Here is a 13520-nt window from a genome sequence, read left to right as displayed (position 1 = left end):
GATCACGGTGCACGGGCAGGGAACATACGCGACAACCCAAGGAACCCTGCCCGCGCGGCAGGAGCGGACGCCGTCAGACGGCGCGCCGGACGGCGGCGCGCCGGACGGCACGTCCGGCGGCCCGGTCAGACCGGGCCGCCGCGCCCCTGTGCACGACCTGCGGGGCGGAGTGGAGGCCGAGCTGCACTACCCGGCGCGCGACCTGATCATCGCCTCCGGACTGCCCGGCAGCGGCAAGTCGACCCTGATCAACCGGGTGGTCCCCGGCCACGACCCGAGCGGGACGGCCGTGGCGCGGGTGGACTCGCAGCGCACCCGGGAGGCCTGGGAAAGACGCATGCCCGGCTGGCTGCCGTACGCCGTCTACCGGCCGCTGGTCCGCTGCGCCCACTACGCGGGGCTGCGCCGGGCGCTCGGCTCGGGCGCGAGCGTCGTCGTCCACGACTGCGGCTCCCAGCCCTGGGTGCGCCGCTGGCTGGCCCGGGACGCCCGGCGCACCGGCCGTGGCCTGCATCTGGTGCTGCTGGACGTGGACCCCGCCGTCGCCCTGGAGGGCCAGGCGGCGCGCGGCCGGGGGGTCTCCGGCTTCGCCTTCGCGCGGCACCTGCGGGCGATGGGGCGGCTGGTGGCGCGGGTGGAGGGCGGACAGCCGCCCGAGGGCTGCGCTTCCGCCGTGCTGCTCGACCGGGCGACCGCGAGCATGCTGCGGGGCATCTCCTTCGAGTGACCGCACCGCCGTGTGAGGAAGTGCTGTCGCGCCGCTGTGTGAGGAAGTGCTGTGGAGATGCCCGGGCGGCCCATGGCCTTCCGCCGCACAGCCGTTAGGGTGCTGGTGCAGGTCGGACGAGATGGCGGTTGGGACGAAGATGAGTATTCCGGAGCACCAGGGCATAACCCCCGCTCACGGAGGATTTCCCGACGGCGCTTATCCCGCGTTCCCCGGTAATGAGCTGGAAGAGGTGCTCGCCGCCTCGATCGGGGTTCCGGGAGCCGGAGCGCGGATCGTCGAGACGCTCGCCCGCGCCCACCTCTGGATCCCGCTGCCGAACGGCGGCGGCCCCGACAGCCGCAACCTCGACCTGCCCACCATGGAGATCGAGGGCCAGGCGTATGTGCCGGTCTTCAGCTCCGAGCAGCAGTTCCTGCAGATCGTCGGCGGCCATATGTCGTTCACGGTCGCCCCGGCCGTCGAGTTCGCCCGTGGGCTGCCGCCGCAGCTCGGCATCGCGGTGAACCCGGACGGGCCGGTCGGCGTCCCGCTGCCGCCGGCCGCGGTCGAGGAGTTGTGCAAGGCCGGGCGCAGCGAGCTGGACGGCCCGGCGCGCGGCGGCAGGGTGCGGCTGTTCGAGCCCGACTGGCAGCAGGAGCCGGTCGACTTCCTGGCCGCCGCCGGGATCGAGTTCGGGGCGGAGTCCGGGGTACGCACCGCGCGGCGCGCGCTGGCCAGCGTCGAGGGTGATCAGCCTGCGCTGTTCGTCGGGGTCCAACTGGACGCGCCGGGCCCCGAAGGGCAGGCCCTCGCGGTGGAGGCGCTCGGCCGGGCGCTCGGCGCGGTGCCGGTCCCGTGGACCGTTCAGCTCGTCGCGCTGGACGTCGCGCAGGGTGACCCGGTGGCCACCTGGATGCTGGAGCGCGTACGGCCGTTCTACGACCGTGACCTGTGACGCACCCCGGGGACGGCCACCGGGGCCCGTAAGCTGGTTGGATGACCAGACGGGGCGGCGCGCGTCCCGATGAGTGCGGGCAAGGCCGAGAGAGGGGCGGACCCAGGTGAGCGCGGGCGCGGATTGGGGGGCGGCTGCCGGTCAGGTCGAGCGGATGCTGCAGCAGGTAGCTCCCGGCCGGTACGACGCCTACGAGGCGCTGCTGCACGCCCTCGCCGAGGGCCAGGTCTGGATGCTGCTGTGGAACGGCGCTCCCGGCGCTCCCGACGCCCAGTACGGGAACATGGACATGGACGGCCACGGCTACGCGCCGTGTGTGACCTCCGCCCAGGAACTCGCCGCCAGTGGCTGGAATCGCGCGCATGAGGTGGTGGACGCGCGGCGGATCGCCGACTCGCTCTACCGCGACCACTACGGCCTGTGGCTCAACCCGCACGCCCACGGCGGCGGCGTCGGCATCCCCTGGCTCGATCTGCGGCGCATCGCGGGCGGTCTTGACCGGCTGCCCGCCGGTCCGCTGCGGCTGACCGAACCGGCCATCGAGATCCCCCAGTTCTACGCCCTGCTGGGGCAGAACGCGCACCGCACCGCCGCGGTGCGCTCGCTGCGCCGCGCCTGGGTGCAGCCCGCGCTGGGCGCCCCGTATCTGGCCATCGGGCTGGATCTGTACGACAACAGCCAGCAGGCCGTGGAATCGGTGCGGCTGATGATGCAGCAGTCGGTCGGCGTGGTGCCCGACGGGCTGCCGGTATCGACGGTCGAGCTGTCGGACGTGCACGACCCGGTGGCGATGTGGATGCGGGCCCACGCCCGCCCGTTCTTCGACCGTGACGCCCACGCCGCCGCGCCCCCGGCCCCGCCGCCCCCGTCGTACGGGTACGGCTATCCGCCGCCGCGTCACGCGTACTGAGCCCTTGGCGCGTCACGCGTACTGACACCGTGGCCTGAAGCCGCCCTATACCGCCCCACCTGCGAACTGCCCGCAGTGGGGCGGTTGTTACTGATGCGTTCTCGTGTCACAACTGTCCGTATACCGGAACCGCTTACCGCACATCACGGTTAGGCATCCATTGCCCGTGGGTACTGGCGGGTGATCACAAACGCGATGAAGACTCCCGCTCCAAGGGGCGCGGTTCCGCATAACGACCCCTTTCGCTCACCTTGTGAACTTAAGCCGCCACAGCGGCGAGCCGTGGACCGGTCACCGCCGGTCGAGAGGGGTCCCCACCACGATGACGGCACCATTGCACGGCACGAGCGCCGACGCAGAGCCGGTCGCGACTGCCGATGTAGCGGCGGATGTGGTCAAGGCGTCGGTCGAGGGAAGATCGCTGCGACAGATCGCCTGGAGACGCCTCAAACGCGACAAGTTGGCGCTTGCGGGCGGGGCCGTGGTCGTCTTTCTCGTGCTAGTGGCGATCTTCGCGCCGCTGATCGTGAGCCTGCTGGGCCACCCGCCCAACGAGTTCCACCAGGAGGAGATCGACCCGCTGTTCGGCACCCCCAAGGGCAGCCTGGGCGGCATCAGTTCGGACTTCCTCTTCGGCGTCGAGCCCTCCAACGGCCGTGACGTCTTCAGCCGGGTCGTCTACGGCGCCCGGATCTCGCTGCTGGTGGCCTTCCTCGCCGCCCTGGTCGCCGTCGTCCTCGGGACCATTTTCGGCATCATCGCCGGATATTTCGGTGGCTGGGTGGACTCGGCGATCAGCCGGGTGATGGACATGCTGCTGGCCTTCCCGCAGCTGCTGTTCATCATCTCCCTGGTCTCGGTGCTCCCCAACGACCTGCTGGGTCTGACCGGCAGCGGGGTGCGCATCGCGGTACTGGTCTCGGTCATCGGCTTCTTCGGCTGGCCGTACGTCGGCCGCATCGTGCGCGGCCAGACGCTGTCGCTGCGCGAGAAGGAGTACGTGGAGGCCGCGCGCAGCCTCGGCGCCGGCCGCCGCTACATCCTCTTCCGGGAACTGCTGCCCAACCTGGTGGCGCCGATCACCGTCTACGCGACGCTGATGATCCCCACCAACATCCTCACCGAGGCGGCCCTCAGCTTCCTGGGGGCGGGCGTGAAACCGCCGACCGCGTCCTGGGGGCAGATGCTCTCCAAGGCGGTGGGCACCTACGAGGACGATCCCATGTTCATGATCATCCCGGGTGCGGCGATCTTCATCACCGTGCTGGCCTTCAACCTGTTCGGCGACGGCGTCCGCGACGCCCTCGACCCCAAGGGCACCCGATGAGGTGCCCCGGCCGCGCAGCTCAGGCGGCACCCCGAAGCTTTTCCCGCGCCATGCCACGTACCGCTATCCCGGAGGTTGCAGGACCCATGAAATCCCTACGTTCGTCGAGAAGCAGCCGGATCGTCGGCGCGACGGCTGTCGTCTGCGCCCTGCTCGCCACCGTCGCCGGGTGCGGTGGCGGCAGCGACGACGAGAAAGGCTCGGGTGCCGGATTCAACGCGGGGATGAAGGGCGTCGCCAACGAGTCCACCAAGAAGGGCGGCACGCTGAAGTTCGTCAACAAGCAGAACTTCGACTCGCTCGACCCGCAGCGCCAGTACTACGGCTTCGCCTGGGACTTCGCGCGTTTCTACTCGCGTCAACTCATCACGTACGCGCCCAAGCCCGGCAACGCCTCCAACGAGCTGGTCCCCGACCTGGCCACCTCCACCGGCAAGATCACCGACGGCGGCAAGACGTACACGTACACCCTGCGCGACGGGATCACCTGGGAGGACGGCTCGGCCATCACCTCCAAGGACATCAAGTACGGCATCGAGCGCATCTGGGCCAAGGACGTCGTCTCCGGCGGCCCCGGCTATCTGCGCCAGGTCCTCGACCCCAAGGGCGAGTACAAGGGCCCGTACAAGGACAAGTCCAAGGACAAGCTCGGGCTGAAGACGATCGAGACGCCGGACGACAAGACCATCGTCTTCCGCCTCGACCAGCCCAACGGTGACTTCGAGCAGATGCTCGCGATGCCCACCGGCTCCCCGGTCAAGCAGGAGAAGGACACCGGCGCGCAGTACACCAACCGGCCGTTCTCCTCCGGTCCGTACAAGCTCAAGTCGTACACCCCGGGCAAGAGCCTGGCCCTGGTGCGCAATGACAAGTGGAAGAAGTCGTCCGACCCGATCCGCGCGGCCCTGCCGGACCAGGTCACGGTCACCTTCAACTCCAACCTGGAGGCGATCGACAAGCTGCTCATCAAGGGCGACTACGACGTCTTCCTCAGCGCCACCGGCATGAGCCAGTCCGGCCGCGCCGCCGCGCTCAAGGAGCACAAGGGCAACGTCGACAACATCGAGACGAGCTTCGTCCGGTACGTCGACCTCGTCACCAAGGTGAAGCCGTTCGACAACGTCCACTGCCGCAAGGCGGTCTTCTACGCGACCGACTACACCCAGCTGCAGACCACCCGAGGTGGCCCGCAGGCCGGTGGTGACCTCGCCCCCAACATGCTCCCCAAGAGCGTCAAGGGCTCGGACGACTACGACCCGTACGGCGTCCTGAAGCGCAAGGGCAAGGCGGACCTGGCCAAGGCCAAGTCCGAGCTGAAGGAGTGCGGCAAGCCGAACGGCTTCTCCGCCAAGATCGTCTCCCGGGTCGACCAGCCCAACGAGACGGCCGCCGCCGAGGCGCTCCAGGAGTCGCTGAACAAGGTCGGCATCAAGCTCGACATCAACGAGATCGAGGGCGCCTCGTCCGCCAGCATCACCGGCTCCCCGTCCGTGATGAAGAAGCGCGGCTACGGCATGAGCATGACCGGCTGGGGCCCCGACTTCCCGACCGGCCAGGGCTTCTCCCGCCCGCTGTACGACGGCCGCTTCATCGAGCAGACCGGTAACTACAACGTCTCCGAGACCAACGACGAGGCGATCAACAAGGACTTCGACGACGCGCTCAAGGAGACCGACCCCGCCAAGGCCGGTGAGCTGTACGCGGACATGAACCACAAGGTCGCCGACCTGGCCGTGTCGATGCCGTTCCTGTACGAGAAGAACATCACCTGGCGCAGCTCGCGGCTGACCAACGCCTACTCGTCCGCGGCCTACAACGGCCGGTACGACTACGTGTCCCTCGGGGTCGTCAAGTGACGGTCGGCCACCAGCCACCCCACCCCCACCGTCGCTTCATCCGATAGGCCCGAAGGGCAGGTGATGGCCACGCGTGGCGGTGCCGGGACCCCGTAACCCCGGGGTTCCGGCACCGCCACCGGGCCGCGCACAGTGCTTGCTTACGTCATCCGGCGCTTGTTCGCCGTCGTCATGATGCTGCTGGTCGTCACGCTGACGACCTTCGCCATCTTCTTCGTGATCCCGAAGTGGGCCGGTTCCGATCCGGCGCTGCTCTTCGTCGGCAAACAGGCCGACCCCGAGGCCATCGAGGGCATCAGGACGAAGCTGGGGCTCAGCGATCCGCTTCTGCTGCAGTTCTGGCACTTCGTCGAGGGTCTGTTCGTCGGCCGCGACTACGCCAACGGTGCCGATGTCACCCACTGCGCGAGGCCCTGCTTCGGCTACTCCTTCCGCACCGAGCAGGCGGTCTGGCCGCAGCTGACCGACGCCATGCCGGTCACCCTCTCGCTCGCCGCGGGCGCCTGCCTGCTGTGGCTGGTCGGCGGCATCACCACGGGCGTCGTCTCCGCGCTGCGCCGGGGCACCCTGTGGGACCGCTCGGCGATGACCACCGCGCTCGCCGGTGTCTCGCTGCCGATCTACTTCACCGGTCTGCTCTCGCTGGCGATCTTCAGTTACCAGCTGAAGTGGGTCGACGTGGACTACAAGGGGCTCGGCGACGACCCCGCCAAGTGGTTCGAGTCCCTGATCCTGCCGTGGATCACGCTCGCGTTCCTCTACGCCGCCATGTACGCCCGGCTCACCCGCGCCACCATGCTGGAGATCATGGGCGAGGACTACATCCGCACCGCCCGCGCCAAGGGGCTGCGGGAGCGGGTGGTCATCGGGCGGCACGCGATGCGTTCCACCTGGACCCCGATCCTCACCCTGCTCGGCCTGGACCTGGGCGCGCTGCTGGGCGGCGCGGTGCTCACCGAGAGCACGTACAACCTGCCCGGCCTCGGGCGGCTCGCGGTGAACGCGATCAGCGACAAGGACCTCCCGGTCATCCTGGGCGTCACCCTGATCGCCGCGTTGTGCATCGTGCTCGCCAACCTCGTCGTGGACCTCCTGTACGCCGTCATCGACCCACGAGTGAGGCTCGGATGACCGATCTGAACAAGCCCGAGACCGCCGTGGCGGAGCCCTCGGCCACGGCGGTCGGCGAGGTGGCCGAGGCCGGTTCGGCCGCCCCGACGGCCTTCCTCGAAGTGCGCGACCTGCGGGTCCACTTCCCGACCGACGACGGTCTGGTGAAGTCCGTGGACGGGCTCAGCTTCCGGCTGGAGAAGGGCAAGACCCTCGGCATCGTCGGCGAGTCCGGCTCCGGCAAGTCCGTGACGTCGCTCGGCATCATGGGGCTGCACACCGCCGGGCAGTACGGCCGCCGCAAGGCCCGGATCTCCGGCGAGATCTGGCTCAACGGGCAGGAGCTGCTGGGCGCCGACCCCGACGAGGTGCGCAAGCTGCGCGGCCGCGAGATGTCGATGATCTTCCAGGACCCGCTGTCGGCGCTGCACCCGTACTACACGATCGGCCGCCAGATCACCGAGGCGTACCAGGTCCACCACGACGTCAGCAAGGACGTCGCCCGCAAGCGCGCGGTCGAGATGCTCGACCGGGTGGGCATCCCGCAGCCGGACAAGCGGGTGGACAGCTATCCGCACGAGTTCTCCGGCGGCATGCGGCAGCGCGCGATGATCGCGATGTCGCTGGTCAACAACCCCGAGCTGCTGATCGCCGACGAGCCGACCACCGCCCTCGACGTCACCGTCCAGGCGCAGATCCTCGACCTCATCCGGGATCTGCAGAAGGAGTTCGGCTCGGCGGTCATCGTCATCACCCACGACCTGGGCGTCGTCGCCGAACTCGCCGACGACCTGCTGGTGATGTACGGCGGCCGGTGCGTCGAGCGGGGACCGGCCGAGAAGGTCTTCTACGAGCCCCAGCACCCGTACACCTGGGGGCTGCTGGGCTCGATGCCCCGTATCGACCGCGACCAGACCGAACGGCTGATCCCGGTCAAGGGCTCCCCGCCCAGCCTGATCAACGTGCCGTCCGGCTGCGCCTTCCACCCGCGCTGCCCGTACGCCGACGTCCCCGAGGGCGGGATCACCCGCACCGAGCGGCCGGAGCTGCGGGTGGTTCCGGGCGCGGCCGGGCACTTCTCCGCCTGCCATATGGCGCAGGAGGACCGTACGCGGATCTGGACCGAAGAGATTGCGCCGAAGCTGTGACGGACACGAAGGGCCCTCAGGGCACGCAGGCCACGAAGGCCACGAAGGACACGAAGATGACGGTCCCGGAGCAGACGGTCCCGGAGCAGGCGACCACCACGCCCGAGCCCCTGCTCACGGTGTCCGGCCTGGTCAAGCACTTCCCCATCAAGAAGGGGCTGCTGCAGCGGCAGAGCGGCGCGGTGCAGGCGGTCGACGGCCTCGACTTCGACGTGCGCCAGGGGGAGACCCTGGGCGTGGTCGGCGAGTCGGGCTGCGGCAAGTCCACCATGGGACGGCTGATCACCCGGCTGCTCGAACCCACCTCCGGGAAGATCGAGTTCCAGGGCGAGGACATCACGCATCTGGGCACCGCCGCGATGCGTCCGATGCGCCGCGACGTGCAGATGATCTTCCAGGATCCGTACTCCTCGCTGAACCCCCGGCACACGGTCGGCGCGATCGTCAGCGCGCCCTTCAAGCTCCAGGGCGTCACCCCGGAGGGCGGCATCAAGGCGGAGGTGCAGCGGCTACTGGCGCTGGTCGGCCTCAACCCCGAGCACTACAACCGCTATCCGCACGAGTTCTCCGGCGGCCAGCGGCAGCGCATCGGCATCGCCCGCGCGCTCGCCCTCAAGCCCAAGCTGGTCGTCGCCGACGAGCCGGTCTCCGCGCTGGACGTCTCCATCCAGGCCCAGGTGGTCAACCTGCTGGACGACCTCCAGGACGAGCTGGGGCTCACGTACGTGATCATCGCGCACGACCTGTCCGTCATCCGGCACGTCTCGGACCGGATCGCGGTGATGTACCTCGGGAAGATCGTCGAACTGGCCGACCGCCGGGCCCTGTACGAGACCCCGATGCACCCGTACACCAAGGCGCTGCTCTCCGCCGTGCCCGTGCCGGACCCCCGGCGGCGCGCCCAGCGCGAGCGGATCCTGCTCAAGGGCGATGTCCCCTCGCCGATCTCGCCGCCGTCCGGCTGCCGCTTCCACACCCGGTGCTGGAAGGCGACCGAGGTGTGCAAGCGGGAGGAACCGCCGCTGGTGGCGCTCGCCACCGGCCACCAGGTGGCCTGCCACCACCCGGAGAACGCACCTGGTCAGGTGCCCGGTCAAGTCGCCGGACCGGTGCGGAGCGCGACGAAGAAGACCGAGAGCTGAGACGGGCCGGGGCCGGTGGCCCCGGCTGCTAACAATGTCGGGTGCTCATCGAACTGGTCACCCCGTCCGTCCAGCACGCGTTCGAAGTCATCGGGATCTTCGTCTTCGCGATATCCGGTGCGCTGCTCGCGGTGCGCAAGAACTTCGATGTCTTCGGTATGGCGGTGCTCGCCGAGGCCACCGCGCTGGGCGGCGGGGTGTTCCGGGACCTGGTGATCGGCGCGGTGCCGCCCGCCGCCTTCACCGACCTCGCCTATTTCTTCACCCCGCTCGTCGCCACCGTCATCGTCTTCTTCCTGCATCCGCAGGTCGAGCGGATCACCCGCGCGGTGGGCGTCTTCGACGCGGCCGGGCTCGGGCTGTTCTGCGTCGAGGGGACGGTCAAGGCGCATCAGCACGGGCTCGGCCTCACCTCGTCCGTCACCCTCGGCATGGCGACGGCGGTCGGCGGCGGCGTGCTGCGCGACGTCCTCGCCCATGAGGTGCCGTCGCTGCTGCGCTGGGACCGGGACCTGTACGCCGTACCGGCCATCGTGGGCGCGTCCATAGCCGCGCTGCTCCTCCATCTCGACGCGCTGACCGGGGCGACGAGCGCGCTCGCGGCGGTGGTGGCGTTCGCCGTGCGGCTGGCGGCGATGCGGTACGGGTGGCGGGCGCCGAGGGCGTGGAACCGGCGCAGCACGGCGACGGAGGAGCCGTAGCCATTCATCCCCTTGAGGCTATATAACCATCAAGCTATATTAGCTCCCATGCCCATACCGTTCGACGTACTGGCGGAGCCGAGCCGACGGCAGATCCTGGACCTCCTCCTGGAGCGCCCCCGCCTGGTCGGCGAGCTGACCGACCAGCTGGGCCTGACCCAGCCCGGCACCTCCAAGCACCTGCGGGTGCTGCGCGAGGCGGGGCTGGTGCGGGTGCGCCGGGACGCCCAGCGGCGGTGGTACGAGCTGTGCCCCGAGCCGCTGGCCGAGATCGACGCCTGGCTCGCCCCGTACCGGCGGCTGTGGACGAACAGCCTGGACGCCCTGGAACGCCACCTCGAAGCCTCTGACGGAGACTCCCCATGAAGGACACCCTGAGCCAGCCCGGAGGCGGCCGCTCCGCCCTCCGTCTGGAGCGCCGGATCGCCCACTCCCCGGAGAAGGTCTGGCAGGCCCTGACCGACCCGGCCGAGCTGGCCCACTGGTTCCCGTCCGAGGTCCGGGTGGACCTCAGGGTCGGGGGCCGGATGGGCTTCGTCTTCCCCGGCCGGGAGGCCCCCGACATGGAGGGCGTGATCACCGAGCTGGACCCGCCCCATGTCTTCGCCTTCACCTGGGGCGAGGACCAGCTCCGCTGGGAGCTGCGCCCCGACGGCGAGGGCTGTCTGCTGACCCTCACCCACACCTTCGGCGACCGCTTCGGCGCCGCGAGCTTCGCCTCCGGCTGGCACGCCTGTATCACGGCCCTGGCCGCGCTGCTGGACGGCGAGAAGGCGGCCCCGGGGGACATGGCCGAGCTGCACGAGTCGTACGTCGAGGCGTTCGGCCTGGCCGAGGGCGCGGTGGAGACCACCGAGGACGGCGGCTGGCGACTGCGCTTCGAGCGCCAGCTCGTACGCCCCGCCGAAACGGTCTGGCAGGCCCTGGCGGGCCAGCAGGCCGCGACGGCCCTCACGGTAGGCGCCCCCGTCCCCTTCGGATTCCGCACGGACGCCGTAGAGGCGGGCCCGATCACCGAGTCTGAGGCGCCGAGGAAGCTGTCCTACACCTGGAAACACGAGGGCCGCCCCGCAGGCCAGGTCCACTGGCACCTGACCGAGGGCACGGGCCACGGCGCCCGCCTGATCCTCACCCAAACCGGCCCCCCGAACACGGAGGCGGACCGCGCCGCAGCCCTAACCTCCTGGCGCCACCACATCACCCTCCTAGCCGCCAAACTCCTGCGCATGCGCGGCTGACGGTCGCGAGCCGCAGGCGTCCCTCAGCCTTCGGCGAGGAACGCGACCAACGTCGCCGCCAGCTCCGCAGGAGCGTCCTCCTGCACCAAGTGCCCGGCGCCCTCGATCAACCGCAGCCGGGCGCCCGGAATCCGATCAGCCAACTCACGCCCGCGCGCAACCGGAATCCACGCGTCATCCGTGCCCCAGCACACCAGCACCGGCAGCGCGATCTCCCCGTACCGCCCCTCGATCTCATCGGTGAACCGCTGATCGTTCTGGGCGATCTGCCGGTAGAACGCGGGCTGCCCCACCTCCCCACACCACGGCTCGACAAGCCGCTCCCACACCGCCGGGTGGAGCCCGGGCCCACCCACCGAGCCGACATACTCCCGCACCAGCGCCCGGTGCAACGTCCCCGGCAGCTGCTCGAAGACCTCGGCGTGACCGCCGAACAGCCGATACCCGGCGGACCCGAAGGGCGGAAGCGCGACCGGATCCACCAGCGCCAGCCGCCGATACCGCGCACCATGCAAGAGATGCGCCCGCAGCGCGACACACCCCCCGAAGTCGTGCGCCACAACGGCCGGTTCCGCCAGCCCCCAGTGGTCGAGCAGCTCAGCGAACACCCGCCCCTGCGCGGCAAGCGAGACGTCCTGCCCAGCGCGCATCTCCGAGGCCCCATAGCCCGGCATGTCCCAGACGAACACCCGGTACCGATCGGCGAGCGCCCGCGCGAAGGCCCGCCACACATACGAGGAGAACGGCGTGCCGTGCAGCAGCACCACCGGCGGAGCGTCCGCCGCGCCGAAGGCGGCCCAGCGGACCTCGCCCGAGGAAGCGCTGCGATAGGTGCGATCCAGGACCCAGTCAGAGCGTGTCATGAGTAAAACTCTAGACGCTCCTTACCGAAGAAAAAAGCCCACCCACCACCGCCATCGCCCCCGCCCCACGGCTCGTAGAATCGGGCCCACCATGGTTTATCTCGACCACGCCGCCACCACCCCGATGCTCCCGGAGGCGGTGCAGGCGATGACCGCCCAGCTCGCCGTCACCGGCAACGCCTCCTCGCTGCACGCCGCAGGACGGCGGGCCCGCCGTACCGTCGAGGAGTCGCGCGAATCCCTCGCCGACTCCCTGGGCGCGCGCCCGAGCGAGGTGGTCTTCACCTCGGGCGGTACCGAGGCCGACAACCTCGCCGTCAAGGGGCTCTACTGGTCCCGCCGCGACGCCGACCCGGCCCGCACCCGGCTGCTCGCCAGCCCCGTCGAGCACCACGCCGTGCTCGACGCGGTCGACTGGCTCGCCGAGCACGAGGGCGCCCGCGTCGAGTGGCTGCCGGTCGACCCGTACGGCCGCGTCCACCCCGACGCGCTGCGCGAGGCGATCGCCCGCGACCCGTCGGACGTCGCCCTCGCGACCGTCATGTGGGCCAACAACGAGATCGGCACGATCCAGCCGGTGCGCGAACTCGCCGACGTGGCAGCGGAGTACGGCGTTCCGCTGCACGCCGACGCCGTCCAGGCGGTCGGCCAGCTCGACGTCGGTTTCGCCGCCTCGGGCCTGTCCGCCATGACCGTCAGCGCCCACAAGATAGGCGGCCCGTACGGTATCGGCGCGCTGCTGCTGGGCCGCGAATACGCCCCCGTACCCGTCCTGCACGGCGGCGGCCAGGAGCGCCAGGTGCGCTCCGGCACCCTCGATGTCCCCGCCATAGCGGCCTTCGCCGTGGCCGGTACGCACGCCACCACCCACCGCGAGGAGTTCGCGCGCGAGATCGGTGCCCTGCGCGACGCGCTCATCACCGCCGTCCGCGCCGCCGTCCCCGACGCGGTCCTCGGCGGCGACCCCGATCCGGCCGGGCGCCTCCCGGCCAACGCCCACTTCTCCTTCCCCGGCTGCGAGGGCGACTCGCTGCTCCTGCTGCTGGACGCGCGCGGCATCGCGTGCTCGACGGGCTCGGCCTGCACCGCCGGGGTCGCCCAGCCCAGCCACGTCGTGCTGGCCACCGGCACGGACGTGGACCTGGCGCGCGGCACGCTCCGCTTCTCGCTCGGCCATACGTCGACCAAGGCCGACATCGAAGCGGTGGCGGAGGCGATCGGCCCGGCCGTGGAGCGCGCACGCAGCGCGGGCCTGAGCTGATACTAACCGCAGAATTCCCGCTGATCTCCCGGCCATTTCACATAACCCACGGAACATCAAGCTCCGCTTGAAATAGTGAAGAGCGGTCGGCAAGGATCTACCCCGTCAACGGGCCCGGCATGCACGGAAAGTGCACGGGCCTCTTAAACGGGGAAAACGGGGAAAACGGGAGACAATGATGTCGCAGCGTTCGGGCCGCATGGCCCTGGCGACCGTGGTGGTAAGCGGTTTGGCATTCCTTTCCGCATGTGGGGGAAGCGACGACGGGGGGAAGGACGGCGGATCGTCCTCCCAGGGCGC

At 70.1% G+C, this 13520-nt stretch carries 13 protein-coding genes; 12 read left to right on the top strand and 1 reads right to left on the bottom strand.

Features of this window, described 5'->3' with window-relative positions:
• Positions 1-7: 7 nt before the first annotated feature.
• From ACWC5C_RS16475 to ACWC5C_RS16425, 11 genes are all read left to right on the top strand, one after another.
• Positions 8-727, top strand: coding sequence for an AAA family ATPase (locus ACWC5C_RS16475; RefSeq protein WP_450876051.1), 720 nt, complete (start codon positions 8-10; stop codon positions 725-727).
• Between the two features lie 139 nt (positions 728-866).
• On the top strand, positions 867-1664 hold the full coding sequence (locus ACWC5C_RS16470; protein WP_450876050.1) for an enhanced serine sensitivity protein SseB: 798 nt from the start codon (positions 867-869) through the stop codon (positions 1662-1664).
• Between the two features lie 154 nt (positions 1665-1818).
• On the top strand, positions 1819-2574 hold the full coding sequence (locus ACWC5C_RS16465) for an enhanced serine sensitivity protein SseB C-terminal domain-containing protein (protein WP_450876049.1): 756 nt from the start codon (positions 1819-1821) through the stop codon (positions 2572-2574).
• Between the two features lie 322 nt (positions 2575-2896).
• Positions 2897-3901: an ABC transporter permease gene (locus ACWC5C_RS16460; protein ID WP_450876048.1), complete on the top strand. Its 1005-nt coding sequence runs from the start codon at positions 2897-2899 to the stop codon at positions 3899-3901.
• Between the two features lie 86 nt (positions 3902-3987).
• Positions 3988-5757, top strand: a complete 1770-nt coding sequence (locus ACWC5C_RS16455) for an ABC transporter substrate-binding protein (RefSeq protein WP_450876047.1) — start codon at positions 3988-3990, stop codon at positions 5755-5757.
• A 132-nt stretch (positions 5758-5889) separates the two neighbouring features.
• Positions 5890-6888, top strand: a complete 999-nt coding sequence (locus tag ACWC5C_RS16450; RefSeq protein ID WP_385448769.1) for an ABC transporter permease — start codon at positions 5890-5892, stop codon at positions 6886-6888.
• Positions 6885-8015: an ABC transporter ATP-binding protein gene (locus tag ACWC5C_RS16445; protein ID WP_450876046.1), complete on the top strand. Its 1131-nt coding sequence runs from the start codon at positions 6885-6887 to the stop codon at positions 8013-8015. The genes ACWC5C_RS16450 and ACWC5C_RS16445 overlap by 4 nt, the downstream gene beginning before the upstream one ends.
• 56 nt (positions 8016-8071) lie before the next feature.
• Positions 8072-9157 carry an ABC transporter ATP-binding protein gene (locus tag ACWC5C_RS16440; RefSeq protein WP_450876162.1) on the top strand — a complete coding sequence of 362 codons (1086 nt, stop codon included), beginning with the start codon at positions 8072-8074 and terminating at the stop codon, positions 9155-9157.
• A gap of 41 nt (positions 9158-9198) precedes the next feature.
• A complete protein-coding gene (locus ACWC5C_RS16435; protein WP_450876045.1) occupies positions 9199-9858 on the top strand; it encodes a trimeric intracellular cation channel family protein in 660 nt (219 codons plus the stop codon).
• Between the two features lie 48 nt (positions 9859-9906).
• Positions 9907-10224 carry an ArsR/SmtB family transcription factor gene (locus ACWC5C_RS16430; RefSeq protein ID WP_450876044.1) on the top strand — a complete coding sequence of 106 codons (318 nt, stop codon included), beginning with the start codon at positions 9907-9909 and terminating at the stop codon, positions 10222-10224.
• Positions 10221-11096, top strand: a complete 876-nt coding sequence (locus ACWC5C_RS16425; protein WP_450876043.1) for an SRPBCC family protein — start codon at positions 10221-10223, stop codon at positions 11094-11096. The genes ACWC5C_RS16430 and ACWC5C_RS16425 overlap by 4 nt, the downstream gene beginning before the upstream one ends.
• A gap of 23 nt (positions 11097-11119) precedes the next feature.
• On the opposite strand, the gene ACWC5C_RS16420 is transcribed toward ACWC5C_RS16425, so the two are convergent.
• Entirely contained in the window at positions 11120-11959 is an 840-nt protein-coding gene (locus ACWC5C_RS16420) for an alpha/beta fold hydrolase (RefSeq protein ID WP_450876042.1), read from the bottom strand.
• Between the two features lie 91 nt (positions 11960-12050).
• Between ACWC5C_RS16420 and ACWC5C_RS16415 the strand changes: the two genes are divergently transcribed.
• Positions 12051-13220, top strand: a complete 1170-nt coding sequence (locus tag ACWC5C_RS16415) for a cysteine desulfurase family protein (protein ID WP_450876041.1) — start codon at positions 12051-12053, stop codon at positions 13218-13220.
• The last annotated feature ends 300 nt before the right edge of the window (positions 13221-13520 follow it).

It is taken from the genome of Streptomyces sp. NPDC001700 (genome assembly GCF_053596435.1).
The sequence above is the reverse complement of the archived record's forward strand: the minus strand, read 5'-3'. Positions and strand labels throughout refer to the sequence as shown.

Bases quoted from the DNA above. Each gene is read 5' to 3' on its own strand.
- ACWC5C_RS16470 (WP_450876050.1), top strand. From the start codon at position 867: ATGAGTATTCCGGAGCACCAGGGCATAACCCCCGCTCACGGAGGATTT.
- ACWC5C_RS16465 (WP_450876049.1), top strand. From the start codon at position 1,819: ATGCTGCAGCAGGTAGCTCCCGGCCGGTACGACGCCTACGAGGCGCTG.
- ACWC5C_RS16460 (WP_450876048.1), top strand. From the start codon at position 2,897: ATGACGGCACCATTGCACGGCACGAGCGCCGACGCAGAGCCGGTCGCG.
- ACWC5C_RS16455 (WP_450876047.1), top strand. From the start codon at position 3,988: ATGAAATCCCTACGTTCGTCGAGAAGCAGCCGGATCGTCGGCGCGACG.
- ACWC5C_RS16445 (WP_450876046.1), top strand. From the start codon at position 6,885: ATGACCGATCTGAACAAGCCCGAGACCGCCGTGGCGGAGCCCTCGGCC.
- ACWC5C_RS16440 (WP_450876162.1), top strand. From the start codon at position 8,072: ATGACGGTCCCGGAGCAGACGGTCCCGGAGCAGGCGACCACCACGCCC.
- ACWC5C_RS16430 (WP_450876044.1), top strand. From the start codon at position 9,907: ATGCCCATACCGTTCGACGTACTGGCGGAGCCGAGCCGACGGCAGATC.
- ACWC5C_RS16425 (WP_450876043.1), top strand. From the start codon at position 10,221: ATGAAGGACACCCTGAGCCAGCCCGGAGGCGGCCGCTCCGCCCTCCGT.
- ACWC5C_RS16420 (WP_450876042.1), bottom strand. From the start codon at position 11,959: ATGACACGCTCTGACTGGGTCCTGGATCGCACCTATCGCAGCGCTTCC.
- ACWC5C_RS16415 (WP_450876041.1), top strand. From the start codon at position 12,051: ATGGTTTATCTCGACCACGCCGCCACCACCCCGATGCTCCCGGAGGCG.